Below are 25970 nucleotides of genomic sequence, written 5' to 3' on the forward strand. Positions count from 1 at the left end.
TTGCTATGGGCTGTCCACCCACGCGCGGCTCAGCATCGCCGGAATGGCTTTCGGGTCCTCTAGTGGCCGCCCACCCGCGTTGGGGTAGTACGATCTGCAGGCCCTTGTCCCGTTCGGCACGCGACTTTGCCATCCTGGCTCGGCGATGCGCCAGCTTGTACGTCGGAGCGACTGCCTTTCCGCATCAGCATCGTCAACGGCAGGCCACGGGCGAGCGCGGAGGGCCGCACCAGGACCTCGACAGCGGACCATGCGCCGCCGAGCGCGCCCTCTCACCGCGAACGCAGGAGTTCGACTCCTCTACGGTTCACCAGTGATTTCAACCACTTGTCTTGATTGATGGTTGCAAAAACACTGCGGCTTTACTGCAAAATCGTAGCCGGAAATCGGCGGATTTTCACGGATTGTTTCGGATTGGATGCGCGCGAACGAGAGCATTCGCTTACCGCAGGGGACGGCTCGGGGCGATAGGTGCTCTCGTCCAGCGACTTCGGTTCTGGTCGAGCCTGCGGCGGGCCATGAACCCTGACTTTTGTTGATGCACAGCTTGTCATCTTGGTTCGGACCAGCCGGGGGAACGCCCAACCGCGCGCCGGCCTCTCCCTTTGTTGGACCGGCGCGCGTCCCCTGTTCATCAGAGGTCAGGGGCGTTCCCGGTTCCCAGCATTGAGCCAAGCCACAATCTGCAGGGAATGGCGCCGCAGGCAGTTCGGTTCCTGGATTAGGGCAATCACCGCGCGGCCCGGGTCCCGCTCGGCGATCGCCCCCAACTCGCCCAAGTCACCTCGGTAATGGCGGGCGATCCTGATCGCTTGACGCTCCAAACCGAGCTTCTCTTCCTCTTGCACCTCGAGAGCGCGCTTGTAGATCACACCTGCACGACCGGCTGTCACACCGAGAACCTCGGCGATGGCCTGGAAGGTGGCACCCTGTCCGCGCATTCGCAGAACAAATCGATGTCGGTCGAGCACAGCCCAGCATAGCGGCTTAGCCGGGCTTAACCAGCGGAGTTGGTAGCTGCCAGGCAGCTAACGCTCCAGTGGCGGACAATTCAGCATGTCCGACCGGTAGCTCCTGCACCGGCAGGCGATCCACAAGCCGAACTGGCACGATGGCCGTCAACTCGCGGCAATATGCCGCGCGGCGCGCTGACAGAAGTGGACTGGTCACCTTCGTCCGCACCACCAGCGGGTGGCTTGTATTCGTCAAATGAGGCGGCGCACCTCCCGCCGAAAGCCTTTGATCTCCCGGGAGTAATCGCGGATAGCTGCCGCGACTTTCCAGGAGCAGATATCCGATGCAGTCCTTCGAGCGTGACGTGCCGGCGCCCAGGTCGGGCCTAAACCTGGGTGTCGGCATCGGCCTTCTGCTCGTGGTCCTGTTCTTCCTCGCCAGCGGCGCCATCGCCTATCGAAATGTCACGATCTTGCGCGACAGCGATGCACGCATCCGGCACTCGCACCAGGTCATCATCGGCCTCGATGAAATTCTTTCAACGATCCAGGACGCCGAGACCGGCCAGCGTGGCTTCCTGCTGACCGGGCGCGACCAATATCTGGCGCCTTACAGCGAGGCGGTGGCTCGCCTCGGCTCCAAAGTCGATGCCGTCGCGGCGCTCACCCAGGACAATGCGAGCCAGCAGGCCCGGATCGAGCCGCTCAGGCGACACATCGCCGCCAAGCTGGCCGAGCTGCGACAGACGATCGAACTGCGCCAAGGCGGAAATACGGCTGGAGCGCTCGCCCTGGTCAACAATGATCGGGGCAAGATCGAAATGGACGCGGTGCGTGCGCAACTCGACCTGATGCAGGAGGAGGAAGCAAGGCTGCGCCAAGCCCGGCTGATCGAGATGGCGGATGCCTATCAGACGGCACGCCTCACCGGTATTCTGGCAGCGGCTGTCGGCATCCTGCTCGCGCTCGTCATCGGCGAGCTGCAGCGGCGGTCGAACAGGGCGCGCAGCCACCAGCAATGGCTCGAGGCGGGCCAGGGTAGACTCTCCGCGGCGATGCTCGGCGACCAGCAGGCCGAGGAACTAGGCGAGAATATCCTCGGCTTCCTTGCCAAGTTCCTGGGCGCGCGCGGCGGCGCGATCTTCGCGGGGGATGGGACCCATTATCGCAGGATCGCCATGCTCGGCGTAACCGACGAGGACAGCGTCCCTGCGCATTTTGCTCCCAAGCAGGGGTTGCTGGGCCAGGTGGCCAACGAACGCGCAGCAATGCTGATCTCGGATATTCCGGACGGCTATCTGACGATCGGCTCGGCGCTCGGCCGGGACAAGCCCCGGCATCTCGTAATCGCGCCGGCGCTTGCCGACGACGCCGCACTGGGTGTTGTGGAACTGGGCTTCCTCGAGCCGGTCGGCCCCGACGTGATGACGTTCCTGGAACAGGCCGCCGATGCGATCGGCGTGGCGCTGAGATCGGCGCAGATGCGCTCGGAGCTTCGTGACCTGCTCGGGCGCACCCAACGCCAGTCCGACGAACTGCAGGTGCAGACCGAAGAGCTGCGGGTCTCGAACGAGGAACTGGAGGAACAAGGCAACGCGCTGAAGGAACAGCAGGCGCGGCTCGAGCAGCAGCAGATCGAGCTGGAGCAGACCAATGCCCAGCTCGAGGAACAGGCACAGCAACTCGAGACCCAGCGCGACGATCTCAGCCGCTCCAACGCGGCAGTCGAACTCAAGGCACGCGAACTCGAACAGGCGAGCCGATACAAGTCGGATTTCCTCGCCAACATGTCGCACGAGCTGCGCACGCCGCTCAACTCGTTGCTGATCCTCTCCAAGCTGCTGGGCGACAATCCCAAGGGCAATCTCAGCGAGGAGCAGGTCAAATATGCGACGACGATCCAGTCCTCGGGCAACGACCTGCTGCAACTGATCAACGACATTCTCGACCTGTCCAAGATCGAGGCGGGCCATGTGCAGATCCGGCCAGAGACGATTGCGCTGGAGCGCCTGACAAAGGACATGCGTCAGGTCTTCGAGCCCATCGCCGACGAGCGCGGGCTCGCCTTCGAGATCCGGCTGGCCGAAAATGGGCCAGCCACGATCGACACCGATCGCCAGCGGCTCGAGCAGATCCTCAAGAACCTGCTTTCCAATGCCTTCAAGTTCACCGAGCAGGGCAGCGTCACCCTGGAGATTGCATCCACGGCCGCAGGGGAAATCACGCTTGCCGTGGCCGACACAGGGATCGGTATCACGGAAGACCAGCAGCGCGAGATATTCGAAGCGTTCCGCCAGGCCGATGGGACCATCAGCCGCAGATATGGCGGAACCGGCCTCGGCCTGTCGATATCGCGCGAACTCGCTCGCCTCCTTGGAGGCGCCATCCAGCTGACGAGCACACCGGGCAAGGGCAGCCAGTTCAGTCTGACCATCCCGCTGCGCTACGATCCCAGCCTGGTCGCCGAGCGCGAAGACCAGCCAGGGTCCCCTGCCCGCATCGAGCCCCTGCCCGTCCCTGGCTCCGCTCAAAGGCCCCGCCCAGCGGCACGTCGTGTCGAAGACGACCGCGACACGCTCGGGACGGCCGAACGTATCCTGCTGGTCGTCGAGGATGATGGCAGCTTCGCCGCGATCGTACGCGATCTCGCGCATGAAATGGGTTTCCAGTGCCTGGTCGCGGGAACCGCCGAGGAGGCGCTGGAGCTGGCGCGGCAGTACAAGCCCAGCGCGGTGGTCCTCGATGTCGGCCTGCCCGACCAGTCCGGCCTGGCCGTTCTGGACCGGCTGAAGCGGGACGTGGAGACGCGGCACATCCCGGTCCACATCGTCTCAGCAGCCGATCACAGCCAGACCGCCCTGTCGCTCGGCGCGATCGGCTATCTGGTGAAGCCGGTCAAGCGCGAGGACCTGGCCGGAGTGCTGGAGACGCTCGCCGCCAAGCTGTCCATCAGCGCCCGGCGCGTGCTGATCGTAGAGGACGATGCTGTCCAGCGCGATGCGGTTGCCAGGTTGCTCGCTTCGGGGGATGTCGAGACCGTCGGTGTCGGTACGGTGGCCGAAAGCCTGGAGTTGCTGAAGATCGAGACCTTCGACTGCATGGTTCTCGACCTCAGCCTTCCCGACGCATCCGGCTTCGCGCTCCTGGAGACATTGCAGCAGGACGAGGCGCACAGCTTCCCGCCGGTGATCGTCTATACCGGCCATGATCTTTCGACGGACGACGAGCAGCGACTGCGGCGCTATTCGGACTCGATCATCATCAAGGGCGCACGGTCGCCGGAACGCCTGCTCGACGAAGTCTCGCTCTTCCTGCATCAGGTGGTCACCGACCTGCCGGCCGAGCACCAGCAGATGATCCAGGCGGCCCGCAACCGGGATGCGATCCTGGAAGGGCGTCGGATCCTCATCGTCGAAGACGATGTTCGCAACGTCTATTCGTTGACCAATATCCTCGAGCCGCACGGCGTTTCGATCGAAATCGCGCGCAACGGCAAGGAAGCGATCGAGATGCTGGAGAAATCTGCCGGTGTCGGCAGTTCCGCCATCGACCTTGTGCTGATGGACGTGATGATGCCGGTGATGGATGGACTGACGGCGACCCGGGAGATCCGCAAGGACGCGCGCTGGAAGAAGCTGCCGATCATCACGCTCACCGCGAAGGCGATGCCCGATGACCAGGAACGCTGCATCGAGGCGGGCGCCAGCGACTATATGGCGAAGCCGCTCGACGTCGACAAATTGCTTTCGCTTGTCCGTGTCTGGATGCCGCGCTGAGGATCACCGGCTTGTCAGACGCCATCGAAGATATCGAAATCCGGTTGCTGCTCGAGGCACTACACCAGCGCTATCATTACGACTTTCGAAATTACGCCCAGGCTTCGATCCGGCGGCGGCTCAAGCAGGCGCGGCAACAGCTTGGGCTGCCGACCTATTCGGCGCTGCAGGAAGCATTGCTGCACGACGACAAGATGCTGCCGCGCCTGCTTTCCTACATGACCGTGCAGGTCAGCGACATGTTCCGCGATCCTTCCTACTTCCGCGCGATCCGCGAGAAGGTGGTTCCAGTCCTGCGCACCTATCCTTCGCTCAAGCTATGGATCGCGGGCTGCAGCGGCGGCGAGGAGCTATATTCCTTCGTCATCCTATTCCGCGAGGAAGGGCTGGAGGATCGCACGATCTTCTATGCGACCGACATCAGCCAGGATGCGCTGGAGACGGCCTCGCGCGGCATCTATGCGCTCGACCGGGTCAAGGGCTTCACCGAAAATCACCGGCTGTCGGGCGGCAAGTCGTCGCTCTCGGACTATTACACCACGGGCTATGGAGGCGCCGTGTTCGACAAGAGCCTGCGCGAACGCGTCGTGTTCTCCGACCACAGCCTGGTGACCGACGCCGTTTTCGCCGAGATGCAGCTGATCTCGTGCCGCAACGTGTTGATCTACTTCAATCGCGAGCTTCAGGACCGGGCCATCGGCCTGTTCCGGGACTCCCTGGTACGGAGTGGTTTCCTGGGGGTCGGTTCGAAGGAAAATCTGCGCTTCTCTGACCATGCGGACGGTTTCGCCGATTTCGTCCGAACCGAGAAAATCTATCGGAAGCGTGACGCATGAGCGCGAAGCCGCCGCGGGCGGTGGTTATTGGCGCCTCTGCGGGAGCGATCCAGGCGCTGTCGCTGATCCTGCCCGAACTACCGGCCGACTTCCCGCTGCCAGTCCTTGTGGTCGTCCATGTACCGGCGGACCGGGACAATATCCTGGCTCCCCTCTTCGCCGCGCGGTGCGCGATGGCGGTGCGTGAAGCGGAGGACAAGGAGCCGGCGCTAGCGGGCACCATCTATTTCGCCCCGCCCGACTATCACCTGCTCGTCGAGACCGACGGCAGCCTGGCGCTTTCAAGTGACGAGCCCGTGCTCTATTCGCGCCCGTCGATTGACGTGTTGTTCGAGAGCGCGGCGGACGCCTTTGGCGATGCCCTGCTCGGCGTCATCCTCACCGGCGCCAGTGCCGATGGCGCCCAGGGCTTGCGATCGATCTGCCAGGCGGGCGGGCGCGCACTCATCGAAGAACCAGAGACATCCTATGCGGATACGATGCCGCGCGCCGCGATTGCGGCCTGCCCCACTGCACGCATCCTGACCCTTGATGCTATCGCCGAATATCTGACGAAAGACCTCGCAGCATGACCAGCCAGCCGGTTAAGTTTCTGCTCGTTGATGATCGCAATGAGAACCTCCTTTCGCTGGAGGCACTGCTGCGCCGCGACGGACTCGACATTCTCAAGGCCCGATCGGGAGAGGAGGCACTCGAGCTGCTGCTTCAGCACGAAGTCGCCCTGGCGCTGCTCGACGTACAGATGCCTGGAATGGACGGGTTCGAGCTCGCCGAGTTCATGCGGGGCAACGAGCGCGCCCGGCACATCCCGATCATCTTCGTGACGGCCGGGACCGCTGATTCCCAGCGCCGCTTCCGTGGCTATGAAGCGGGCGCGGTCGACTTCATCCAGAAGCCGATCGAGGCCGACATCCTGCGCAGCAAGGCGGACGTGTTCTTCGATCTGCACCTCCAGCGCCAGATCGTCGCTGCCCAGCGCGATTCTCTGGAAGCCGCAACACTGGCGCTCAAGGAGGCTGATCGCCGAAAGGACGTGTTCATCGCGGTCCTGGCGCATGAGCTGCGCAACCCGGTCGCGGCACTCCAGGCCGGTATGCATCTGCTGCAGAAGCGCGACGACACCGATCAGGCCGCCTTTATCCGCGAGCGTATGGAACGACAGCTTGCGCATCTCGGAAGGCTGGTGGACGATTTGCTGGACACCTCGCGGATCGCCGAAGGCAAGATCACGTTGAAAAAGGAGTGGATCGACGTGGGTACGATCCTGCGTTCGGCGATCGAAGCCAGCCAGGCCAATATCGATTCCGCGGGACACCGCTTTACGACGGATCTCCCCGATATGCCGGTCTGGCTCATGGCGGATCATACCCGGATGGCCCAGATCGTTGCCAATCTCCTCAACAACGCAGCGCGCTACACGCCCCCCGGCGGAAATATCCATCTGGCCGCGCGTGCGCGGGACGACCAGTTGCTCATCGAAGTTCGAGACGACGGCGTCGGGATAGCACCGGAGATGCAAACGCGCATTTTCCAGATCTTCGCCCAGGGCGACAGACAACAGGATCGTGCCAATGGTGGCCTGGGCATCGGACTGGCACTGGTCCGGCAGCTGGTCGATCTGCACCACGGCTCGATCGGGGTCACAAGCGAAGGCGCTGGACGAGGAAGTTGCTTCACCGTGCGGATTCCGCTTTCGGAACAGGAGGCATCCTTCGAACAGCCAGCTCCCCTGCTTATCGACTGAACTGCCGATCCTGGCACTCGCAGGTGGCGCCCGCAGGCCGGCGGGACAGTACCCCGAAATTATGGCGTCAGAACAAAGCGATGCCGATACCGTTCCCGTTTCGAAGAATGGCTCACCGCCCAAGACACACTTCCGTAGACCGACACCAGAGGCACAGCCCGATCGTTCGATCTCGCGGCGCCTTTCCGTCAGGCGGCTTTTGGGCCGGTTGCGGACTGGCTGCTCTAGGGATCGCAAGGGACCAGAGCGGACACAGTTGAACAGCGCTCGATAGGCGGAAGGTGGCCGCGAGCAGCTGAATCAATTGAAGACGGCTGCGGTTCTTATACTCCGTGCGACCACGAGATTCGCCCTGCGTGAGTGTGACGAGGGCAAAGCGGTGAGAGGCGGGCAGGTGCGAACCCAGCCCAATAGCTGACCTAGTCCGGTTACAAGCCTAACTATCTAGATAATTCCCACCATTTCGGTAGGTTTTTGGCGTAAGCAAAAAGGTGGGTTGCGCGTTTCTGCAATGATTCTCTGAAGGGATGATAATTCCGCACCGTGAAGCCCATTAGCTGGCTTCGCGGATGAGAAGTTGTGCCGAAATAATTTGGATCAACCCGCCTGGTATCTATCAGGGGGATAGCATAGTCATGCGTTATCAGAACTATAATGCTCTAGCGGCGCGTGCTGGCGCTGGCAGAACCCGTCTTCGATTATTTGATGGGGTCGCCGTCACTGCGATGACGGCGCATCTTGTGCTGATCGCCCCCGCCCAAGCGCAATCCGGCGCGACCGGAGACGAACAGGAAGCCATCGTCGTGGTCGGCTCGCGCAGCGGCAACAAGGCGCTGGAAAGCTCGGCGCCTGTCCAGCTTGTCAGCGGCGAGGACCTTCAGGCGACCGGTGCGCGCACCTTGTCCGAAGCGCTGCAGCGGCTGGTCCCCTCCTTCAATTTCCCTACATCGGTTCCGTCGTCGAACGCGGCCAGCTTCGTCAAGGGCGTGTCGCTGCGCGGCCTCGCCGCTGACGAGACGCTGGTGCTGATCAACGGCAAGCGCCGCCATGCGACCGCTCAGCTCAACGCCGGCAGCGGCGTCGCCAAGGGCGCGCAGACCGTCGACCTCAACAGCATTCCGCTGAGCGCGATCGAGCGCGTCGAGGTGCTGCTGGACGGCGCCTCCGCGCAATATGGCTCGGACGCGATCGCCGGCGTGGTCAACATCGTGCTGAAGAAGCAGGCCGGGCACGGCAATCTCGCGGTCCAGTATGGCGTCAACGACAAGGGCGACGGCGAGAGCAGGAGCATCGAAGGCTCGATTGGCGCCAAGCTGCCGGGCGACGGCTTGGTCACGCTGGCCTTCGACGTGTGGGACATCGGCCGCACCCGGCTTTCGGGGCGCGACAATCGCACGATGTACTTTGCCGGAGACCCGCGTGAGGCGAGCTTCCCCAACCGGAACTGGTTCTACGGCAGTGGCGCCACCAAGCGCGAGAACCTGCTGCTCAACGCCGAAAGCACCGTCGGCGGGGTGACGCTGTATCTGACCGGCAGCTATGGCTGGCGCAAGGACGAGGGCTTTGGCAATCTTCGCCAGCCCAATGCCGACCAGACCGTCCGCGCGCTGTTCCCTGATGGCTTCCAGCCTTTCCTGCGCGTCCATTCGCGGGACGCCTCGATCGGGGGCGGAGCGCGCTGGTCGGGCAAGGCCGGCGATTTCGACCTGGGTGCGAACTATGGGCGCAACCGGGTGGAGAGCCTGGTCTACAACACCAACAATGCCAGCCTGGGCACCGCCAGCCCGACCTCGTTCAACACCGGCGACCTGCTCAACGAACAGGCAAATGTCACCTTCGACTGGAAGCGGCCGTTCGAGACCGATTTCCTGCGTGCGCCCCTCACCGTCGCGGCCGGTCTGGCCTATCGCCACGAGGCCTATCAGGTGTTCGAAGGCGATTATGGCTCCTGGGCCAATGGCGGCGTGCCGATCCTCGACGGCCCCAATGCCGGCAAGGTGGCGACGCCAGCCTCGCAGGGTTTCGGCGGCTTCTCGCCGGACGATGCCGGGCGCACCACCCGTGACGTCGTCGGCGGCTATCTCGAGCTCGAGACCGAGCTCGCCAAGGGTCTGCGGGTCACCGCGTCCGGCCGCATCGACCACTATTCGGACTTCGGCACAACCGCGAATGCTCGCCTGGCGCTGCGCTATGAGATCACCCCGAAGCTGGCCTGGCGGGGCAGCGCCGGCACCGGCTACCGCGCGCCGTCGCTCGGCCAGTCGGTCTATTCGCGCACCATCCCGAACATCACCAACGGCGTGCTGGCGACCAACAAGCTCGCCCGGGTGGACAGCGCGGTCGCCCGCGCGCTTGGCGCCACGCCGCTCAAGCCGGAAAAGGCGACCAACCTTTCGACCGGCCTGGTCTGGACGCCGAGCAGCGACCTGTCGGTGACGGTCGATCTCTACCAGACGACGATTGACGACCGCATCGCGCTGTCCGAGACGCTGACCGGCGCGCTCGTCCGCCAGGTGCTGACCAGCGCCGGCTTCCCGACCTATTCGGGCGCGCAATATTTCACCAACGCCGTCGACACGCGGACCCGCGGCATCGATGCGACCGCGCGCTATCGCTGGCGCCTCAGCCAGGAGCAGAAGCTCGACCTGAGCGCAGGCTTCAACCTGAGCGACACCAGGATCACGCACATCAAGGCGACCCCGGCGGTGCTGGCCGGCAGCGGCCTGACGCTGATCGGGCACGAAGCGCGCGGGCTGATCGAGGAGTGGAACCCCGACACCTTCGTGCGCCTGGCCGCCGACTACAGCAATGGCGGGTTCGACGCCCATCTCTCCGGCACGCGCTATGGCATCTATTGGGCGCGCAACGCAGTGGTGGCCTATGACCAGCGCTTTGGGCCCCAGGCAGTGGTGAACTTGTCTGCCGGTTACCGCCTGTTTGCCAACGCCCGTGTCTCGGCCGGCATCAACAACCTGCTCGACAGCCATCCCGACCAGGTTCTGCCGGCAGCCCGCAATCCCGTGGTCGCGCTCTACTCTGGCTTGTCGCCTGAGGGTGGCGCCGGCCGCACCTATTTCGCTCGCCTCGACCTGTCCTTCTAAGGAGCCAGTTCCCATGAAATCCCGATATCTCAGCGCGCTGCTGATCGCTGCTGCCGGCCTGTCCGGTGCTGTCAGCCTGTCCTCCATTCCCGTCTTGGCGCAGGAGCGTGCGGCGGCGGTCGAGGAGCGTGGCCCCGCCGCGACCCGCACTGCCGTGATCGCGGCGATCGACGCCTATCGTACGGCGGTGGTGAAAGGCGACAGGGCTGGGCTCGACGCCGCCTTCCACCCGGACCTTTCCTATGGCCACACCGATGGCGCAGTGCTGGGCAAGGCCGAGCAGATCGACCGGACGCTGGCGCCGGGCAAGCGCTTCACCGCGGTCGACATCGCCGATGCCAGCGTCCGCAGCTACGGCAATGTCGCCTATGTCACCGCCAGCTGGACGTTCCACCTTAGCAAGGACGATGGCACCACCAGCACCGCACGGCTTTCAGGCCTCGACGTATGGACCAAGGGACCGCGCGGCTGGCAGCTCATCGCCCGCCAGCTGACCCGCCCCGCGCAGTAATCCCCTTTCCCAGCGAGACATTCCATGGCCCGATTTTCCTTTCGTTCGAAACTGCTCCTGCTGCTGGCAGGGGCTGCGGTGCCCTTTTCCGGCGCGCATGCCCAGAGCTTCACGCCGGAGCAGCTTCAGGCGGCAACCGCGCTCCAGGAGCGCATCCCCAATCTCGACAACCATCTCGACATCCCATTCGACTTCGGCACCGGCGCGCATGACCCCGGCCAGGACGGGCCCGACCAGTTCGACTTCGTCAAGGCGAAGCGCGGCCGGCTGAAGGGCGCGGTGCTGGCAATCTTCGTGCCGCAGAATGCGCGCACCCCGGCCGGCTATGCGGAAGCCGCGGCCAAGGGGCAGCAGAAGCTGGATGCGATCCAAGCCGTGGTCCGCCGCTATCCGCAGCAAACCGAGATCGCGCGTTCGCCCGAGGAACTGCTTGCGATCGAAGGCTCGGGGCGCGTCGCGATCATCCTGTCGATTCTCAACGGCAATCTGATCGGCAAGGACCTGAGCCAGCTCGACGCCTGGCACGCCAAGGGCGTGTCGATCTTCGGTTTCACTCATGCCGGCAACAACGACCTGGCGGATTCCGCCCGGCCCAACCTGCTGCGCGGTGACAAGCTCAATGAACATGGTGGGTTGTCGCCGCTGGGTCGCCAGGCAGTGGCGCGGCTCAACGATCTCGGCGTGGTGATCGACGTGTCGCAGATCACTGCCCAGGGCGTCCGCCAGGTGCTGGAGCTGAGCCGTGCCCCGGTGATCGCCTCGCATTCGAATGCGCGCGCGGTGATCGACCATCCGCGCAACCTCGACGACGAGACCCTGCGGGCGATCGCAGCCAAGGGCGGTGTCGTCGCGATCAACGCCTATAGTTCCTGGGTGAAGGCCTTCCCGCCGGAAGCGCTGGCCAAACTCAACGAGATTCGCCGCCGCTACGGCATTCCCGAGGACAAGACGCCGGCGGGCATCCAGCCGCTGTCGGACAAGGGCGTGAAGGTGCTCCCGCCCGAGGTCTTCGCGAAGTACAGCGAGGAATTCCACGAAATCACGGGCGGTCCGGACTATCGCGCGTCGCTCAAGGACTATGTCGACCAGATCGATTATGTCGTGAAGAAGATCGGCATCGACCATGTCGGCATCTCGTCCGACTTCAACCATGGCGGCGGCGTGATCGGCTGGAACGATGTCGGCGAGTCCGTCAACATCACTGCCGAACTGCAGCGCCGCGGCTATAGCGAGGGTGATATCGCCAAGCTGTGGGGCGGAAACTTCCTGCGCGTCTGGGGCCAGGTGCAGGCTCTGGCCAAGCCGAAGGCCAGCCAGTGAGGATCGACCGCCGCGCCACGCTGGGGTTGCTTGCCGCCGCCCCGTTGCTTCCCGGGGCTGTTCGCGCCCGTCCAGTTGCACCCGGCAGCCGCACCGCGATCGTGATCGGTGCAGGGATCGTGGGTGCCGCAATCGCCTATGAACTTGCCAAGCGCGGCGTGGCGGTCACAATCCTTGAGAAGTTCAAGCCCGCGGCGGGCGCGACGGGCGATTCCTTCGCCTATCTCAACGCCTCGACCAAGACCGGCTCGCGGCCCTATTTCCAGTTGAACTGGCTGGGCATGGCCGGCTGGCGGATCTGGCAGCAGGAGGCCGGCCCCGCGCTACCCCTGCAATGGGGCGGCGCCACCTATTGGCGCGACAGCGAGGCCGAGGCGGCCAGGCTGGAGGCCAGCCTCAGGATCGCGCAGGCATGGGGCTATGCCGGGCGCGCGATCGATGCGGACACGCTCAAGACCCTGCTGCCGGGTCTCGGCATCGGCCCGGTCTCGGCGGCAGCCTTCTTCCCCGAGGAAGGTGCAGTGGATCCCGCCGGTGCGGTAGCCGCATTGCTTCAGCGCGCGGGGAAGCTCGGCGCGAAATTGCGGGCGCCGGTCGAAGTGCGCTCACTGCTCGTCCGCGGCGGCAAGATCGCCGGCGTGCAGACGGCGGAGGGCGTGATCGAAGCCGATACCGTGGTGCTCGCGGCCGGCCTTGGTAGCGAGGCGCTTGCCGGGCAGGCCGGCATACGGCTGCCGCTCACCGCCTCGCCGGGCGTGCTTCTCCACACCCGTCCACAAAGGTCGGTACTCGACCGGGTCGTCTTCGCCCCGCATAGTACCTTCAAGCAGATGGCGGATGGCCGCTTCGTCGCCAGCATCAGCGGGCATGAGGGCGGGGCACCGCAAGGAGCGGGGGTCGAAGCCTTCGGACAGGCAATCCAGCGCGCGGTGACCACCTATCTGCCGGGCGTCGTAGATGCCGGGATCGAGCACGTCAGCGTCGGCCAGCGCGTGGTGCCGGCGGATTCCTTCCCGGTCGTCGGGTTCGCGCCGAAGCTTGGCGGGCTCTACGTCGCCGTCACCCATAGCGGCGTCACGCTCGCGCCCGCATTGGGCCGCCTCGCGACCGTGGAGATTTTTGATGGCGTTGAGGTCGAACCGCTGGCGATGTTTCGACCCGATCGCTTTATCTAGAGGCTGTTATGGGCGTGTTCTCGACCTCGCGCTGAGCGAACTGAATGAACGACTGTTCCGGGGCCATCAGCCGAAAGGTTGAATTGCGGCTGATGGGGCGAATTGCCGACTGGCAGGTTGCGCGAAAGCTGCCCGGCAGACCTTGGGCCGATAGCGGAGAGGCAAGTTCGGTAATTGACACAACCAAAGCAGAAGTTCCGGTCGCCGACAAAGCAGTAGAGTCTATGTGCGGTGGACTACACCACGCTTGCCCATCGTGTTTGCATCATCTTAAATCAGTCGACGAACGATAGATGCGCGTCAAACTGCAAACTAGCAGCGGATTCACCTATGATCGTGTTCGGCCACGAAATGACGTTGTGCAAGTGAGCGAGCGGTGCCCGCTCCCTGATTCAGCTTCAAGCTCAGCTTGCTCCCATAGGCGCGACGCTCCACTTAGCGGGCACGCGAGCCAGAGTCCCCTCATTTCATGAACTATTCGACGCCCGAGCCATTCCCGCGCATCCTGACGTCGAGCGCCGGGAGGAACTGGAATGGCCTCGAAGCGGCGTTCGTGCAAATCCCGCGCGGCAAGGCCGTGGTTCCGGGCGGTGACGAGCACGTGCTGGGCATGCATTTCGGCCGCCCAGTCAATGCCGACTGCCGTATCGGCGATAAGACAAGTCGAGCGGTGCAGAAGTCGGGCGACATGGATTTCGTGCCGGCGGGCTTTGACGGTGCTTGGGAAGACGATGCCGAATGCCACGTCCTGCGCCTCAGCCTGCGGCGATCGCTGCTCGGCAAGGTGGCCGAGGATCTCGGCCGCGACCCCGCCACCATGGAACTGGTTCCGCGGCTCCGGATGCGAGATCCCGGCATCGAGGCGATCCTCTGGGCGATCAAGGCGGACCTCGATGCGGCCACGCCCGCCGATCCGCTCTTTGTCGCTCATCTCGCCAACGCTCTGGCGGTCCGCCTGATCGAAATGGCCAGCGCGACCCACTTGGGCCCGCACGATGACGCCGACTCGCAGCGCCTGCCAGCGCGAGAACTCGCCTGGCTCGTCGAATTCATCGAGGCGAATCTCGACCGCAAGCTTGGGCTCGCCGACCTGGCAACGGTCGCAGGCGTCAGCGTCACGCGGCTCAAGATCCTGTTCCGCAACAGCACCGGGCTGCCGGTCCATCAGTATGTCGTGCGTCGCCGCGCCGAATATGCCCGCACGCTGATCGCCACCACCCGGATGCCGGCTAGCGAGATCGCGCTTGCCGCCGGCTTCTCGCATCAGAGCCATATGGCCTCGACGATGCGGCGCTTGTTCGGGCAAGTGCCCAGCGACATTCCTCGCCCGCAACGCGCGCCTGGTCCGAATTTGCGGAGATCGGGCCAAATCTGAGCGCATGGCGTCATCGCATTTCCTAGGTGTAGCTCGGCACAACGAGGAAATGATCATGTTCGCAATCATCGGCGCCACCGGCAATGTCGGCTTTTCTACAGCGAGGGCGCTGCGTGACGCCGGCGCGCCGGTTCGTGCGATCTTACGTAATGCGGCCAAGGGCGAGCGACTGACCGCCATCGGTTGCGGGCTAGCCATTGCCGATCTTCAGGACAGTACCACGCTGGCAAGGGCCATTGCCGGCGCCGATGCCGTCCAGATCATCATCCCGTTGCACTTGGAGACTCCCGACCCGGCGCAGGATATGCGGAATTCGATCGCCAGCATCATCGTGGCGCTGCGCCAAGCGGCGCCCAAGCGCGTGCTGGCGATTTCCGATTATGGCGCGCATGTCGACCGCGACATCGGGATGCCGAGCATCTTCCATAGCCTGGAAGCCGAGCTGCACGCGCTCGGCGGCGACGTGACGATCCTGCGCTCGGCCGAGCATATGCATAATGCAGCACGCGGCATCCCGGAGGCCTTGAAGTCGGGGACGATGCTGGGTTTCCAGGACCCCGTCGACAGGGCGCAGGCGACGATCGCCGCGGAAGATCTTGGCCGGATCGCGGCCGAGTTACTGCTGCGGACGGATGCCCCGGACGGTGTCGAGATCGTCCATGCCGAGGGACCACGCCGCTACAGCGCCGCCGATGTGGCGGCGGCGCTGAGCGCGCTTTCTTCTCGAACGATTACGGCGGTCGCGGTACCCCGTGAACATTGGGAAGGCGCGTTTGCGAAGATGCCCCCGAGCCTGGCCGATCTTCTCATCAAGGCGAGCGACGCCAAGAACAAGGGCGGTCTGGTCGATATCGAGCCCGATGTCAGCACGGTTCGCTACGGCCCGACCGAATTAATTGACGCATTGCGATCGCTTTTGCCGCGGTGAGAGCGCGAAAGCGTCCAGCCGTCAGCCGGGCTCGCGGGGATCGTCCCGCGAGCCCGGCTTCAGATCGAACCCTTTCGGAAAGAGACCGACCACGCAGTCGGGAGAGGGGCCGGACGTACAGCACCACGAGCGGTTGGGCTCAATAGAGCGTCGACAGCGGCATGGAGCCGGGCGGATATCTTCCAATCTTGTTAGAAAGGAATTCGGAACAGCGTACGCTTTCGGGCGGGCGCCAGCGATTGCCAACGACCGATATTGGAGCGCATTGCCGACCGGCAGGTTGTGTAAGCAGCGGCCTGGCAGCAACTGGGCCGGTTTCAGACTGACAGGTTTCAGACGATCGACGGCGGAAGCTGCCGTTCTGAGCTTAGCCACACGCCCACCCGCTTTCGACCAGTTCCCGACGTTAAGCTTGGCTCAGGGCTTGCCGAAACTTGCTGCTGGCATCTGCCGGAATGGCTGATCCTGAGGAACCTCCCGCCCGGCAGCCATCGCCCCCCCGACGCGGGTAAGTCCCGCCCATAAAAGTGCCAGTTGATCGAACTTCGACAGCGCGTATCAGTCCCAATGGGCTTTGACGAACCGGGATATCTCCGCCGCTAGCTCATGGTCCTCCGGCGTGTTTCCCTGAAATCCACCGTGCGGCATGGCCTCGAAGACGTGCAACTCAGCGTCCACGCTCGCACGGCGCAACGCGCGGTGCATCCGAACCGCATTGGACAGGAAAAGGTCACGGGTGCCTGACTGAAGCAAGGTTGGCGGAAAGCCCTTTAGATCGCCGAACAACGGGGAAAGATAAGGGTGCGACAGGTCGGCCCCGCTGGCGTACAGTTCGTTGTTTCGCATCAGCGAGCCAGGCAGCACAACATCTACCATTTGATTGACCTGAAAGCTGTCACCAGATTCGGTCAGGTCCACCTGAGGGGAGAGCAGGATAAGCCCTGCGGGTAGAGGAAGACCTTCGTCGTTCGCGCGCAGGAGCATCGCAGCTGCCAGATTGCCGCCCGCAGATCGGCCGCCGACGACGATGCGCGACGGCGCATGGCGTTCCAGTACATGGCGATACGCGGTCACCGCATCGTCCAGAGCCGCGGGATATGGATGCTCCGGCGGCATCCTGTAGTCGACGCCGTAGCAGATTCCCCCGTGCTGATCCGCCTGCATTCGCGCCTGCGCGCGACAGGCCTCGCCGCCACCGAACACCAGTGCGCCACCATGAAAGTCCAGATAGGCGCAGTCCGGCTTGAGCATAGTTTCGGGCGTCGCGACATGAATGATGGCGTCACCGGTTCGGATCGTCTCGACGCCTGCTCGCAGCGTGCCGGCGAGCCCCTTCACCGCTGCCGCATATTGTTGGTCCGCCGCAGCTTTGATCTTCAGCCAGCTGGCATGATCGTCAGGCGGCGGCATCGTGTACAGCGCGTTCAATGGAATGCCATCCTCATTCACGAGGCGTGCGAGGCTGGCGCGCGCCTGCGCGCTGATCGACGAAGGAAAGGGGATCATACGGCTATGAACCGCTACGCCGTTTTTCTGGTCACTCATATCGGTACGCTAGCGCTCCCTGCTTCATTTCGGCAAACTACGGCCCGGCGCAGCAGCCAAGTGGGGATGGATCTCGTCGACCCACCGGCAGCCAGGGTCAAACTCTCGACTGCGCGACGCATCAATCCGAATCCTCCCGTCCGAGCAGCAGACGCATCGAGCGGAAATCGAATGTGTAGCTGCCTTTCGCAGTCAAACCAGGCTGCCCAAGATTACCGAGAATGGGGGCCGCCTTGTCCCCGTCCAACGTGACGGCGACATCGTGTTCGATGACTGTTGCCGCGCCCGCTGTGAATGTCAGTTGCGGCTCGACCGCCACATCGCCCTCGAAGCTGCCTCCCAGGCCTAGGGAGGTGTCCCGTTTCTTCGACCAAAGGCCCGCGCGGTCAACGAACCGGGCAGCATAGCTCGCGTAGAGGGTGGTCCAGTTCGCTCCTGTGTCGACGCTCAGCAGACTTTTACGACCCGCGATCTCCACCTCGGCCAAAGGCGTTAACTGGTTCATGTAAAGCCTCGCCCCCGACCGCAGCAAAGGCGCTTCCCGATCGATTGCGAAAGTACCGTCGGGATCGATCCGGAAACGACCGAGCTGCACCAGCGCCGGATAGCCGAGTATCGCCTCGATCTGGTAGTCCCTTCCCGGAGGCCGGATACGCAGTGCGGCATCCGGCACGACGATCACCACTACGTTCCGAAGTATGATGCCGCCAACCGGAAGCCGGTCTATGACGCCGATCCGGGTCGGAACTGAATGGCCTGTCGTTCCGGCCACCTGGTAGCTGGCATCACGAACCGCCAGGTGCATCCGCCTGGCGGCGCTCTCGGAAACGACGGAATAGTTGGCGCCAGTATCGATCATCCATGGGAGCGTTATGCCGCCTACGGTCAGATCCACATTCCGCGTGCCCAGCACATTGAGGTGGCTGCGTAACGTTGCGACCCTGCTACCCGTCGCGCTGGGCCTGGACAGATCACGCAGCATTGCCGCCGTTCCGAGTTCGTTGCGCAGATCAGCCAGTTTGTCGGGGTCGTTGCGATCCTCATGCGCGGCGAGCCATCGCACGATCAACCGATATTCCCGCTCGTACTCGCCACGACGGCGATAGGTGTCGAGTAGTGTCTCAAATGCTTCCTGCGCTCGAGGAGATCGGGCTCGCTCGAGCACCGCCAGGCATGGCGGAAGCAATCTCGCCGCCTCATCAAGTCGATTGTCGCGGTTTGCGATAATGCCTTTCACGACGCAGCGATCGGCTCCCTTCGGCATCGCCTCGGCAACAACGCGCGCCTCGGCCATGTCCCACCGCGCGAGGGCGGCATCGACAGGCGACACGGGCGCGGACAATGAGGAAGCAGTCTGGGTAGCCAGAGCGGCAACCGGAAGTATGAAAATGCTGAGCGGCGACATTCGATAAACTCCGAAAAATCAGTGCTGACACGCCCGCGCGCGCGCCTTCGTTGAGGACGCGATAGTATTCCGCCGAGATCTCCCAGCTCATGTCACCGATGAGGCCAATCATGCCCATCATGCGCTTCCGTCCCAGGGCTGAAGATCGAGCAGTAGTGTCGGGATCAGCTCCGAGACGGTGGGATGGATCGGCACCGCCCAGCGAAGCTGCTCGATCGGCTGGTCGGCGTGCATCATGTCGAGGATGCCGTGGATCGCTTCATCGCCGCTCGTGCCCAGTATCGCCGCGCCAAGAATGCGGCGGGTTTCAGCATCGGCCACCACCTTGATGAACCCTTGGGTCTCGCCTTTCTCGACCGCACGGCCGACACGGGACATCGGCCGCTTTGCGTGGAGCAGGCGTCGCCCGGACTTGAGCGCATCCGCTTCCGTCATCCCGGCCCGCGCGAGCGGAGGATCGATGTACAGGGCGTAGCCCGGCAGGCGCTGGGTGACGCGGCGGTCGTCCCCGTCGAGGAGGTTCGCGGCGACGATCTCGAAGTCGTTATAGGCGGAGTGCGTGAAGGCGCCCCGGCCATTGCAGTCGCCCAGTGCCCATATGCCGGGGACACTGGTCTCAAGCCTGTCATCCACGGTGATGTAGCCGCGCGCGTCGACGGCGATGCCCGCCGCCTCCAGTCCGAGGTCGTCGGTGTTCGGCCGCCGCCCGACCGCCATCAGGACGTGGCTGGCGACGACCGGCTCGGCGTTCTCGGCACACTCCACCCGCACCTCGACGTCGTCGCCGCGCCTGGCAAAGCCGATGCAGTCCGCACCCGTCCGGACCGTAATGCCCTCGGCCTCGAGGATCTGCCTGACGGCATCCGACACGTCGGGATCCTCCCGCGCAATGAGACGGTCCATGCGTTCCACCACCGTGACCTGAGCGCCGAAGCGCCGATACATCTGGGCGAACTCAAGCCCGATGTAGCTGCCGCCGATCACCACGAGGTGCCGGGGAAGCACGTCGAGCGAGACCATGTCGGTGTTGGTGAGGATCGGGATCTGGTCCGCGCCGGGCATGTCCGGCACCACGGCCCTGCCGCCGACGTTGATGAAGATGCGCGGCGCTGTCAGCTGCTCGCCATCGACCGAAACGATATTAGGCTCTTCGAAGCGCGCATGTCCCCGGATGAGCTCGACATTGGTCATGCCGAACAGCCAGTTCTCGTTGCCCGCACGTCCATCCCGGATGATCCTGTCCGCCCGGGCGGCGACCGCCTTCATATCAACATCGACAGCTCCGGCGATACTGAAGCCATAGTCTGCGCCGCGACGCGCGGTGTGGATCGCATAGGCGCTCGCCACGAGAGCCTTGGTTGGCCTGCAACCGGTGTTGACGCACGTGCCGCCAACCAAGTGCCGCTCGATGATGGCGACCGATTGGCCCGCCTCGCTCAGTCGGCCGGCGAGCGCAGGTCCCGCCTGGCCGGCGCCTATGATGATCGCGTCAAAGCTGCGCATGATTCAGGATACCCTTGTCTTGTTGGGGGTCGCGAGAGGCGATGCGTTAAAACCATGGGGCCCGCACGTGGCGGGCCCGACGAAGATCAGATAACGCTGAGACGCACGTCGATATTGCCGCGCGTCGCGTTCGAATAAGGGCAGGTCTGGTGCGCAGCTTCGGCCAGACGCTGCGCATCGCCACGGTCCAGGCCAGGAAGCGTCACGGCGAGCTCGACCTCCAGGCCGAAACCGTCTTCGGATCGCATGCCGATCCCGATCGTGGCCGCAACCGTCGTATCCGCCGGTATCTGGACCTTGAGCTGGCCTGCGGCGAACTTGAGCGCCCCCAGGAAGCACGCGGAATATCCTGCGGCGAACAGCTGCTCCGGGTTGGTCCCCTCGCCGCCGGGTCCACCGAGCTCCTGCGGGATGGACAGTTGCACATCGAGCTTGCCATCATCGGTGCGCGCGCGGCCGTCACGCCCCCCGGTCGCAGCGGCGGTGGTGCGATATTTGACATCGACGGTCATGATTCAATCCTTCCGAAAAATGCCGCGGACCCTGCCGCGGCGATTGCCGGGCCTTGATCAGGCTGCAACGACCCGGGAGCGGCGATACGCACTGACCGTCAACGAGACCGCCGAGATGAGGAAGTAGAAGGCGCCGAAGGCGGCGTATGGCGCGATGTCGGCGATGCTGACCGGCGCCGTGCCGGCGGCCTTGCTGAGCATGTGCGCCCCGGCGAGGCCGGACTGGGCGCCGCTCAGGATCATCGCCCACTGGGCGCCATAGGACTTCCAGCGCCGCACGCCGGTGATGAGCTGGAAGAGGCCGGACAGGACAGCCCATATGCCGAAGATCTGAAGAACCGCGTGCATGCCATGCGGAATGGTCGCTGAGACGGCGACGGCCGTCACCACGCTGACGACGAAGTTCAGCATCTGGCTCTTGTTCTTGGCCAGGCCCCCGCTCCGGCTGGCGTCGAGGTAGTTCGCCAGGGCGTCCCAGGCGGGATAGGCGACGAGCATCACCGCGGCCAGCGGCGGCATGGACTTGGCTACCGTGAAGGCGAGCACGACCCAGATCGCGGAGACGGCGAAGCGCAGATAATAGTAAGTCTTGAGCCAGTCCCGGTCCGGGGACTCCGTGTCGGTAATGGTCTTCATGGCATGGTTCCTTTCTGTGATGCAGGCACACGTCTCCCGTCCCGGAATCGGGTGGGTCGGTGACCGGTGGTTCAGGCGGTGCGCGGCTCGCTATTTGCCGCGTCGGTTCTGGTTAGAGGTGGAAGCGTCGCGGTAGCCGCCATCGGGCCGCGGCAGCCACGGCGGCGCACCCGACGGTGTACCAGACCACCACGTAAAGCGGGTCGTTGAAGGGGCAGCAGAACGCGAAGACGAAGGCGCCGCACGCGCCTGCGGCAATGCCCGAGGCTAGTGCACTGAGCCGGGGCTGGGTCGGCGCGGCCCTCCGCATCAAGACCCCGAGCAACGTGACGATCGGCAGCGAGAGCACGAAGATCGATATGGCGCACAATATTCCGCTTGCCGGTTTGATGCGGTCGATCAGCGCGTGATCGCTCACTCCCTCGGGCGCGACGAAGGCGCCTCCGACGATGGCCAGCACCGCAAGAGCGCATGCGATCATCAGCCCGCGCCGGGGCCGCGCGGTCGGCGAGAAGGACCGGACGGCCAGCACACAGGCTGCCACGGCCAGAAGGCCAAGGCTTCCCACGCGCCACATGAGGTAAGGTGACGCGTCCATGTGACTCATGTCCGGCCGCATCGCGCCCAAGCCGAGGAAAAGCGCGAGCTCCACCGCGCAGAGCGCGAGGACGAGCACGCCTTCACGCACCGTACTGCGGCGCCGAACCGGCGCGAGGTCGGACGACAGGTCCAAGATCAAGGCTTCATTCGACATCGGGGGTCTTCTCAATCAATGCCGTAAGGCGGGCGAGGCCACGGTGGATGTTCATCTTCACTGCGGACGGCGAGAGTCCGATCCGGAGCGAGGCATCATCGACGCTGAAGCCCTGCACCTTGACCAGCAGGATAGCCTGGGCTTGCGCCGGGCGGAGTTCCTCCAGAAGGCTGGCGAGCACGGAACTGCTGATCACCGCCGCTTCATGATCCCCAACCGCAATATCCTCCGACAGCTCGTCGATCGGGCGCCGCACAAGGCTGCGCAACTGGTCGACCCACTTGTTCTTGGCGATGGCCGCCAGCCAGGGTCCAAATGGGTATTGCGGATCGTAGGTATGCCGCCGCCGATGAATGGCCAGCAACGTTTCCTGGACGGCATCGTCCACGTCGCCCGGCGGCAGCCGCCGCTCGAAGTAGCGCGTGAGCCATTCCGATGTCTCCCCGAGGAGCCGCCTATAGGCACCGCCATGGCCATTCTGGGCAGCTTCCATAAGGCTGCTCCAGCTGTCCGGTGCGGTCCGGGATGGCCGCTCACGACTGACCGGCGCCGCGCCAGGCGACGATGCTGAGATAAATCTCGACAGAAAGTCCGAGCGCATGACCTCTTATTCGCGCGCCAAGCGATGTTGGTCACTCCATGTCGAACTTTTCTGTCGAAATTCCCTGCAGCCTGTGTCCCTCTCGCTGCGGTCGGCCCCGACTTCGGCCATGGTGCCAGCCTGGCAATCGGCGGGGATGGAAGGCGGAAAGATCGATCCGCGATTGTTCGAAGAGACGCCGGGCTCTACCCGCAGTACAACGCGTGAGGGCATGAGATGGAGTGGAGCGACGTTCGTATCTTCCTGGCCGTGGTGCGGGCCGGCACGCTGGGCGGCGCTGCCCGCTCGCTGCGTCTCAGCCATCCCACAGTCGGCCGGCGCCTCCGCGCGCTCGAGGAGGCGACCGCCCAGACGCTGTTTCAAAGGACTGCCGATGGGCTCATCCTGACGGAGGAAGGGAGCGCCATCGTTGCGCTGGCGGAGCAGATGGAAGAGGGCGCACTGGCCATGGAGCGGCGACTTGCCGGGCAGGAGCAGAACCTGCGCGGCTGCCTGCGCATCTCCTCGGCCGATTGGTTCGGTGCCTATGTCCTGCCCCCCATCATAGCCGAATATACGAACGCCTATCCGGGCGTGGATGTCGAGATCCTTACCGGGACGCGCCTTTTCAGCCTCGCGCAGCGCGAATCGGACATCGCTTTCCGGATCGTGCCCTTCGACACCTCCGACATCGTGCAACGGCGGCTCACCCGGCTGAACTACGGCGTATATGTCGCTGCCGGCGCAGCCGAGCCGGTATTCGGCGACGGGACGGGCTTCCGCCTTATCACCCATGACACATCGACGGGGCAGTTCCCCGATATCGCCTGGCTGACCGAAAGCTTCCCCAATGCGACGCCGGTGATGCGTTCGAACAACCGGAATGTTCAGGCGCGCATGTGCAGACAGGGCGTCGGCATCGCCGTCCTTCCCCGCGCTGTCGGTAACCAGACTCCGGGACTGCGCCTGCTCGACCTCCCCTCAGAGCCGCCAAGCCGCGACATCTGGATGGGCTATCATCGCGATCTCAAGCACCTGCAGCGCCTGCGCGCTTTCATCGGGGTGGTGGAGGATCATCTGCGAGAGGTGCTGCCGTGATCCCACGCCGGGTCAATCCATGCCGGTAACGGCGGGAGGCCGGCGCCCGCCCTCTTCTCGCCGCGCCCGGAGCGGCCAGGCCTAGGTTGCCAGAAGGATGAACGGCTTGTCTCGGTAAGAGACGTCCTTGACAGGACGAACGCCCAGCCGCTCCGCGAGTTTCAACGAGGGAAGGTTGATCGGCTCTATCAGGCAAGCGACGCGATCATGGCTTGTTGCATGCTCGATCCAGCGCAGCAGGCCGGACATCGCTTCGAACGCAAAACCCGATCCTCTGTATGCGGAGGAGAAAAGCCAGGAGGTCTCGGGCAAGCGGTCGAGCAGCGGATCGACGCCGCGATGGAAAAAGCCCGCACCGACCTCTCCGAGAAGCACGCCACTCGTCTTCTCTACGACGGCGAATGTGCCGCAACCGAAGAGGCTCCAATGGCCCGCGCAACGCAGCAACCTTGTCCATGCGGCTTCCTCCGAGTCCGGCAGATTGCCGATGAATTTGCGGACGACGGGATCGGCGGTCAGCGTCAGGATCGCAGGAACGTCGTCGGGTTCATATTGACGAAGGAGGAGCCGTTCAGTCTCGATCATATGCCTCCGGAATGATTATGGCGCAAAAGCCTCAGGTTTGCCGCCGCGCGGTCGATCCGACGCGGCTTTGAACGCGTCGAACCTCCCGGCGGGGCCTGCATCGCGACCACTCGACCGAAGCAGATCCGGTTTCACGCTTTGCTCAGTCCTCGTCCTGCCACCGGCGCAGATCCGTCTGGTCATGATAGGCCATGCGGTCCGGCGTGGTGATGAATTCCATCGTCGTGCCCCAGGGCATGCGACAGTAGCAGACCTTGTTGCCGGGGCCCTTCTCCGTTGCATAAGGAATGGCGCGCGGCGCGGTGAGAGCTGTGCCTCCCGCCTTCTCGAAGCGCTCGACGGATGCCTCGATATCGTCGGTGTAGAGCGCGAAGTGCGTGATGCCGAAGTCGCTCGCCCGGATTGGCTGGGCTTGTTCCGGCCCATGCATCTCGAACAGCTCGATGTCCGGCCCGGTCCCGATCTTTACCATTGCCTGACCACGGACGACCGTTCCAGGGAAAGCACCGACCGCCCGCTCGAATTCCGGACCCTGCCGCGGCGGATCCTGGGGGCCGAAAGACTGGTAGATAACCTGGCCGCCAAAAGCCTCCACCAGGAACGATTTTGCTGCTTCGATATCGGGCACCGTGATGCCGATATGATTGACGCCGCGAATGACGGGTGCGGTCATGACAGTCTCCTTTGCTGTTGTTCGGCCCATTGCGATCGCCGCCGGTGCAATTCCCCCGCGGCCTCGCGATCCGACGGGGCCTCGATTGCCCAGGCGCCGAATTTCAATCGACCTAGAGGAACTCGATCAGGGCGGCTGCGACTTCAGCCGGCCGTTCGTCCGCGACATAATGGCTGCATCGTGCGATCGAGCCGCCCGTCACATTGGTGGCGAACTCCTTGAGCATCGGCACCATCTGCGCACCGAAGCGCTGATCCCCACCGAGGCCCAGCACCGGTATTTCGAGCGGTTGCTTCTTGTATTCGAGCGCGACCGCGTGGTCGACATCCAGGGTGCGGTACCATTCCATGCCGCCGCGGGTGCGGCCAGGGAGCGCCATCGCCCTGGCGTAGATCTCTACGTCTGCCGGATCGAACGTGCTGTGATCGTAGAACCGCTCAGCCATGAAGGTCGAAATATAGTCATATTCACGGCCATGGATCAGGCGCTCGGGCAGATCCCGGTTCATGTGGAAGCTGAAGTGCCAGAGCCTCGCGGTCGTCGCCTCCCATTTGGTCCAGCCGGGAAGCGGAACGTCGAGGACGGCCAAGTGAGTGACCGCTTCCCGATAGATGGCTGCCTGCGGCAAGGCGACCATTCCGCCGATATCATGTCCGCACACGGCGTAGTGTTCATGCCCGAGGGCAGTCATGACTTCGTGGGCGTCGCGCGCCATGGTCGCCTTGTCATAGCCGTCCAGCGGACAGTCGGAAAAGCCCGCGCCCCGCAGATCGATCGCCACCACGCTGAAATGCTCGGCAAGGAGCGGCATCACCTTGTGCCATTCCCACCAGGTTTCCGGCCAGCCGTGAAGTAGCAGGACCGCCGGGCCGGAACCTCCTGTGACGGCGTTGATCTTGATGCCATTCACCGGCACCAACTGCTGGGTAAACCCGTTCAAAGCTGCGATCATCATCGCTT

General features: G+C 64.1%; 22 protein-coding genes. 11 read left to right on the top strand and 11 right to left on the bottom strand.

What is annotated here, in order from left to right:
* Nucleotides 1-641 precede the first annotated feature (641 nt).
* A complete protein-coding gene (locus ACEN8G_RS15085) occupies nt 642-941 on the bottom strand; it encodes a hypothetical protein (protein WP_413414245.1) in 300 nt (99 codons plus the stop codon).
* 356 nt (nt 942-1297) lie between these two features.
* Between ACEN8G_RS15085 and ACEN8G_RS15090 the strand changes: the two genes are divergently transcribed.
* The 10 genes from ACEN8G_RS15090 to ACEN8G_RS15135 all read left to right on the top strand — a co-directional run bounded on the left by ACEN8G_RS15090 (nt 1298) and on the right by ACEN8G_RS15135 (nt 15719).
* On the top strand, nt 1298-4729 hold the full coding sequence (locus ACEN8G_RS15090) for a response regulator (protein ID WP_413414246.1): 3432 nt from the start codon (nt 1298-1300) through the stop codon (nt 4727-4729).
* Between the two features lie 11 nt (nt 4730-4740).
* Entirely contained in the window at nt 4741-5565 is an 825-nt protein-coding gene (locus tag ACEN8G_RS15095; RefSeq protein WP_413414247.1) for a CheR family methyltransferase, read from the top strand.
* Entirely contained in the window at nt 5562-6137 is a 576-nt protein-coding gene (locus tag ACEN8G_RS15100; RefSeq protein ID WP_413414248.1) for a chemotaxis protein CheB, read from the top strand. Before ACEN8G_RS15095 ends, ACEN8G_RS15100 begins: the two co-directional genes overlap by 4 nt.
* Nucleotides 6134-7309: an ATP-binding protein gene (locus ACEN8G_RS15105; RefSeq protein WP_413414249.1), complete on the top strand. Its 1176-nt coding sequence runs from the start codon at nt 6134-6136 to the stop codon at nt 7307-7309. The genes ACEN8G_RS15100 and ACEN8G_RS15105 overlap by 4 nt, the downstream gene beginning before the upstream one ends.
* Before the next feature lie 725 nt (nt 7310-8034).
* A complete protein-coding gene (locus ACEN8G_RS15110) occupies nt 8035-10410 on the top strand; it encodes a TonB-dependent receptor plug domain-containing protein (protein WP_413414250.1) in 2376 nt (791 codons plus the stop codon).
* A gap of 13 nt (nt 10411-10423) precedes the next feature.
* Nucleotides 10424-10921 carry a nuclear transport factor 2 family protein gene (locus tag ACEN8G_RS15115; protein ID WP_413414251.1) on the top strand — a complete coding sequence of 166 codons (498 nt, stop codon included), beginning with the start codon at nt 10424-10426 and terminating at the stop codon, nt 10919-10921.
* 24 nt (nt 10922-10945) lie between these two features.
* The gene (locus ACEN8G_RS15120) at nt 10946-12241 is read left to right on the top strand and encodes a dipeptidase (RefSeq protein WP_413414252.1); all 1296 of its coding nucleotides are present in this window, start codon (nt 10946-10948) and stop codon (nt 12239-12241) included.
* Nucleotides 12238-13416, top strand: coding sequence for an NAD(P)/FAD-dependent oxidoreductase (locus ACEN8G_RS15125; RefSeq protein WP_413414253.1), 1179 nt, complete (start codon nt 12238-12240; stop codon nt 13414-13416). The genes ACEN8G_RS15120 and ACEN8G_RS15125 overlap by 4 nt, the downstream gene beginning before the upstream one ends.
* 469 nt (nt 13417-13885) lie before the next feature.
* A complete protein-coding gene (locus ACEN8G_RS15130) occupies nt 13886-14791 on the top strand; it encodes a helix-turn-helix transcriptional regulator (RefSeq protein ID WP_413414254.1) in 906 nt (301 codons plus the stop codon).
* A gap of 49 nt (nt 14792-14840) precedes the next feature.
* Nucleotides 14841-15719 carry an NAD(P)H-binding protein gene (locus ACEN8G_RS15135; RefSeq protein ID WP_413414255.1) on the top strand — a complete coding sequence of 293 codons (879 nt, stop codon included), beginning with the start codon at nt 14841-14843 and terminating at the stop codon, nt 15717-15719.
* A gap of 558 nt (nt 15720-16277) precedes the next feature.
* Here ACEN8G_RS15135 and ACEN8G_RS15140 read toward each other — a convergent pair.
* The 7 genes from ACEN8G_RS15140 to ACEN8G_RS15170 form a co-directional block, all read right to left on the bottom strand.
* A complete protein-coding gene (locus ACEN8G_RS15140) occupies nt 16278-17264 on the bottom strand; it encodes an alpha/beta hydrolase (RefSeq protein ID WP_413413666.1) in 987 nt (328 codons plus the stop codon).
* 121 nt (nt 17265-17385) lie between these two features.
* Complete coding sequence (locus ACEN8G_RS15145) at nt 17386-18669, bottom strand: TIGR02281 family clan AA aspartic protease (protein ID WP_413413667.1); 1284 nt, start codon at nt 18667-18669, stop codon at nt 17386-17388.
* A gap of 117 nt (nt 18670-18786) precedes the next feature.
* Nucleotides 18787-20172 (bottom strand): FAD-containing oxidoreductase, encoded by a 1386-nt coding sequence (locus ACEN8G_RS15150; RefSeq protein ID WP_413413668.1) that lies wholly within the window; start codon nt 20170-20172, stop codon nt 18787-18789.
* 86 nt (nt 20173-20258) lie between these two features.
* Nucleotides 20259-20684 carry an organic hydroperoxide resistance protein gene (locus tag ACEN8G_RS15155; RefSeq protein WP_413413669.1) on the bottom strand — a complete coding sequence of 142 codons (426 nt, stop codon included), beginning with the start codon at nt 20682-20684 and terminating at the stop codon, nt 20259-20261.
* Nucleotides 20685-20741: 57 nt separating this feature from the next.
* On the bottom strand, nt 20742-21320 hold the full coding sequence (locus tag ACEN8G_RS15160) for a DUF308 domain-containing protein (protein ID WP_413413670.1): 579 nt from the start codon (nt 21318-21320) through the stop codon (nt 20742-20744).
* Between the two features lie 112 nt (nt 21321-21432).
* Nucleotides 21433-22074: an NrsF family protein gene (locus tag ACEN8G_RS15165; protein ID WP_413413671.1), complete on the bottom strand. Its 642-nt coding sequence runs from the start codon at nt 22072-22074 to the stop codon at nt 21433-21435.
* Complete coding sequence (locus ACEN8G_RS15170; protein WP_413413672.1) at nt 22064-22567, bottom strand: sigma-70 family RNA polymerase sigma factor; 504 nt, start codon at nt 22565-22567, stop codon at nt 22064-22066. Before ACEN8G_RS15170 ends, ACEN8G_RS15165 begins: the two co-directional genes overlap by 11 nt.
* Before the next feature lie 324 nt (nt 22568-22891).
* Here ACEN8G_RS15170 and ACEN8G_RS15175 point away from each other — a divergent pair, with 324 nt between their 5' ends.
* On the top strand, nt 22892-23752 hold the full coding sequence (locus ACEN8G_RS15175; RefSeq protein WP_413413674.1) for a LysR family transcriptional regulator: 861 nt from the start codon (nt 22892-22894) through the stop codon (nt 23750-23752).
* Nucleotides 23753-23833: 81 nt separating this feature from the next.
* On the opposite strand, the gene ACEN8G_RS15180 is transcribed toward ACEN8G_RS15175, so the two are convergent.
* From ACEN8G_RS15180 to ACEN8G_RS15190, 3 genes are all read right to left on the bottom strand, one after another.
* The gene (locus ACEN8G_RS15180) at nt 23834-24337 is read right to left on the bottom strand and encodes a GNAT family N-acetyltransferase (RefSeq protein WP_413413675.1); all 504 of its coding nucleotides are present in this window, start codon (nt 24335-24337) and stop codon (nt 23834-23836) included.
* A 142-nt stretch (nt 24338-24479) separates the two neighbouring features.
* On the bottom strand, nt 24480-25010 hold the full coding sequence (locus ACEN8G_RS15185) for a VOC family protein (RefSeq protein ID WP_413413676.1): 531 nt from the start codon (nt 25008-25010) through the stop codon (nt 24480-24482).
* Between the two features lie 112 nt (nt 25011-25122).
* Nucleotides 25123-25965 carry an alpha/beta fold hydrolase gene (locus ACEN8G_RS15190; RefSeq protein ID WP_413413677.1) on the bottom strand — a complete coding sequence of 281 codons (843 nt, stop codon included), beginning with the start codon at nt 25963-25965 and terminating at the stop codon, nt 25123-25125.
* Between the last annotated feature and the right edge of the window lie 5 nt (nt 25966-25970).

This window comes from Sphingomonas sp. Sphisp66, assembly GCF_047324325.1.
Classification (GTDB): domain Bacteria; phylum Pseudomonadota; class Alphaproteobacteria; order Sphingomonadales; family Sphingomonadaceae; genus Sphingomonas.